The organism is Yoonia sp. (genome assembly GCF_036007805.1).
GTDB lineage: Bacteria > Pseudomonadota > Alphaproteobacteria > Rhodobacterales > Rhodobacteraceae > Yoonia.
Genome location: NZ_DASYOK010000315.1, coordinates 1 through 2,614 on the forward strand (window position 1 = coordinate 1; position 2,614 = coordinate 2,614).

Annotated in this window: 4 protein-coding genes; 1 reads left to right on the forward strand and 3 read right to left on the reverse strand. The window is 59.3% G+C overall.

Annotated features, from left to right (window positions below; all coding sequences use genetic code 11):
* Positions 1–174: 174 nt before the first annotated feature.
* Positions 175–846, forward strand: a complete 672-nt coding sequence (locus VGP75_RS16725) for a DUF1045 domain-containing protein (protein WP_327544745.1) — start codon at positions 175–177, stop codon at positions 844–846.
* Here the strand turns inward: VGP75_RS16725 and phnN are convergent.
* The 3 genes from phnN to VGP75_RS16740 all read right to left on the reverse strand — a co-directional run.
* On the reverse strand, positions 828–1,373 hold the full coding sequence (gene phnN / locus VGP75_RS16730; RefSeq protein WP_327544746.1) for a phosphonate metabolism protein/1,5-bisphosphokinase (PRPP-forming) PhnN: 546 nt from the start codon (positions 1,371–1,373) through the stop codon (positions 828–830). The two genes, VGP75_RS16725 and phnN, sit on opposite strands and share 19 nt — an antisense overlap.
* On the reverse strand, positions 1,370–2,053 hold the full coding sequence (phnL, locus tag VGP75_RS16735; RefSeq protein ID WP_327544747.1) for a phosphonate C-P lyase system protein PhnL: 684 nt from the start codon (positions 2,051–2,053) through the stop codon (positions 1,370–1,372). The genes phnN and phnL overlap by 4 nt, the downstream gene beginning before the upstream one ends.
* Before the next feature lie 3 nt (positions 2,054–2,056).
* A partial coding sequence (locus VGP75_RS16740; RefSeq protein ID WP_327544748.1) for an ATP-binding cassette domain-containing protein occupies positions 2,057–2,614 on the reverse strand: 558 nt, incomplete at its 5' end.

Consider the following 2,614-nt stretch of genomic DNA (forward strand, 5'->3'; position numbering starts at 1 on the left):
CCTGCCGGAACATGATCTCCCTCGGCAATATCGCAGATGACCCCCTGTTCGATTGTCACCGATCCGGTGATTACCTGATCCGCCAGAACAAGCTGCGCATTTGCAAGACACAGGTTGCTTGACACATCCGTGTCACAAGCCTTTGTCAAAGAGGCCGTGGAAAAAGGGGAATTCATGTCATACTCTCGATTTGCAGTTTATTACGTTCCGCCGGCAGGGCCTTTGGCCGATTTCGGGGCGTCGTGGCTCGGGTGGGATGTTGTGCACGGTCAACTGACGCGTCAGCCCGATCTGCCCGATCTGCGTGACATTACAATGACACCGCGCAAATACGGGTTTCATGGCACGTTGAAGCCGCCCTTCCGGCTCAAAGAGGGCCGTACCGTTGCAGATCTTGACAAGGCGGTCGCGGAACTGGCGGCGTCGCTTGCGCCTGCTGTCTGTGATGGTTTGGCGCTGACCTCGCTGGGCCGGTTTCTGGCCCTCACACCTCAGGGAGACACAGAAACCTTGCAACGAGTGGCAGCGGCCTGCGTCAGCGCGCTTGACGGTTTCCGCGCGGCCGCCAGCGACGCAGAGTTGGCGCGCCGTCGCGCATCCGGCCTGACAGCGCGGCAGGATGCCTTGCTGGTACAATGGGGCTATCCCTATGTGATGGAAGAATTCCGCTTTCACCTGACACTTTCGGGGCAATTGCCCGAGCCAGAGATTACCACATGGTCCGGGACTGTGCAGAAATTTCTGCCCAAACTGCCCGCGCCGTTCATTCTTGACCAGATCGCCTTGTGTGGTGAGCGGGAAGATGGACACTTTGAGATGCTCCATTGCTACACTCTCGCTGGCTGAAGCAGCGCCACGCCACGGGCAACGGTCTGGGACAGTGGGCCATCATTGGCGAGGTGGATCACATTCAGCCCCGCAGGCAATGGCTTGTCAGCCTGCGCAAGACGTTGGGCGATGTCTTCTTCAGTCTCTCGCCCCCGTGCAGCCAAACGATGCGCAAGCGTTTGCGGTGTTGCACTGATGTTGAGAACCACGAAATTTTGAAAAGTCTCGGCCGCTTCAGCCAGCGCCTTGCGCGAGAAATTAGCAAGGCAATCGGTGCCTTTACCCAGTTGATACTTGACGGTGATCGGGATGCCATAGTGTAGCCCATGCGCACTCCAATGCACTGCGAAAGCACCGTTTTCGACTAAATCTTCAAATTGCGGCACTGAAACCGCATCATAATCTTCACCGCCAAGCGCGGGCGCGCGGGTGATCACGCGGCGCACCAGATGCAGGCGCGGCATTGCCTCATGCAGGCCCCCCATCACGCTGTCCTTACCAACTCCCGAAGGGCCAACAACAGCTATGAGGCGTCCCTGTTTCATGCGGCAACCTTTGGCGTAAAGCGGCTGACGTCGATCTCGCGGTCACAGACACGGGCGCGGGCGGCCTCATCGTGGAAGATGCCAATGATGGCGGCGCCGCGCGCCTTGGCCTCTTCGATCAGGGACAACACCACTTCGCGGTTCTTGGCATCCAGACTGGCGGTCGGTTCATCCAGCAACATCGCAGGATAGGCATGGGCAAAGCCGCGCGCGATATTCACGCGCTGTTGTTCGCCGCCCGAAAAGGTGGTGGGCGAAAGCGACCACAGACGTTCGGGGATGTTCAACTGGCCCAGCAATGCCTTAGCGCGGGCTTGTGACACTTCTGCGGAAACGCCTAGCGTCCGTAGCGGTTCGGCGACCACATCAAGCGTGGGCACACGCGGCACGACACGCAGGAACTGGCTGACATAGCCCAGAACTTCACGGCGCACCGCAATAACCTGCCGTGGTTCGGCCTGAACGAGATCGACATCGCCGATGCGGATTTGGCCGGCCTGTGTCAGGTAGTTGCCATAAATCATCCGCATCAGCGTGGACTTGCCCGCACCAGATGCACCCGTCAGCGCCACGCATTCGCCAGCGGCAACAGCGAAAGACACATCATTGATCACCTCGATGACCGCGCTGCCCTGATTGTGCAGGGTGAAGGTTTTTGAGACGTTGGTAAGTTCAATCATGGGTCATACCTGCAAAACGGAGCTGACAAGAAGTTGGCTGTAGGCATGCTGCGGATCGTCCAGCACCTGATCGGTCAGACCTGCTTCAACGACGCGGCCGTCCTTCATCACCATCAGACGATCCGCGAGCAGACGCACCACCGCCAGATCGTGGGTGACGATGATCGCGGACAATCCCATGTCGCGCACCAGCCCCCGCAGCAGATCAAGCAAACGGGCTTGCACTGACACATCAAGCCCGCCCGTGGGTTCATCCATAAACACCAGACGCGGCCCCGTCACAAGATTACGGGCGATTTGCAGGCGTTGCTGCATTCCGCCAGAGAAGGTCGTCGGACGATCATCAACACGCGAGGCATCAATCTCGACACGTCCCAGCCAGTCGGTCGCCTTGTCGCGGATGTCGCCATAGTGCCGCTCACCCACAGCCATCAGGCGTTCACCGACATTGCCACCGGCGCTGACACCCATGCGCAGCCCGTCGCGGGCATGCTGGTGGACAAAGGCCCAATCGGTACGCCCCAACATCCGGCGTTCAGGCTCGGACATCGTGATCGTATC